1 protein-coding gene is annotated in these 547 nt (G+C 66.5%); it reads left to right on the top strand.

Annotation, left to right across the window (positions count from 1 at the left end):
- Nucleotides 1–127 precede the first annotated feature (127 nt).
- Nucleotides 128–547, top strand: a 420-nt coding sequence (gene rpsP / locus B2284_RS04220; protein WP_286697237.1) for a 30S ribosomal protein S16, incomplete at its 3' end; no start/stop codon positions are given.

Raw genomic sequence — 547 nt, 5'->3', positions numbered from 1 at the left:
CCGCAGATGCGCGCCTACCCCGAGTCACGGTTCCCCGCGAGGTTCGGTGTGCGTCCGTACAACGCTCGCCGTCACACCCCCTTCGGTCTTGCCGTGGTTCACACGAACAGAAAGTGAGACCGCCACCATGGCAGTCAAGATTCGCCTCAAGCGCCTCGGCAAGATCCGTCAGCCCCAGTACCGCGTCGTCGTCATGGACAGCCGGACGAAGCGTGACGGTCGCGCGATCGAGGAGATCGGCAAGTACCACCCCAAGGAGGAGCCGAGCCTCATCGAGATCGACTCCGAGCGTGCGCAGTACTGGCTCTCCGTCGGCGCGCAGCCGACCGAGCAGGTCGCCGCGCTGCTCAAGATCACGGGTGACTGGCAGAAGTTCAAGGGCGAGCCGGGTGCCGAGGGCACGCTGAAGAAGGCCGAGCCGAAGGCCGACAAGAAGGCCCTCTACGAGGCCGCTCTCAAGGCTGCGCAGAACGCGACGGACTCCTCGAAGGACGGCGCCACCACGGCCAAGAAGAAGGCTGACGCCCCCAAGGCCGAGGCGCCCGCC

It is taken from the genome of Dermacoccus sp. UBA1591, assembly GCF_002322065.1.
In the GTDB taxonomy this organism is placed as follows: domain Bacteria; phylum Actinomycetota; class Actinomycetes; order Actinomycetales; family Dermatophilaceae; genus Dermacoccus; species Dermacoccus nishinomiyaensis.
This window is presented reverse-complemented; position numbering and strand designations above follow the sequence as displayed.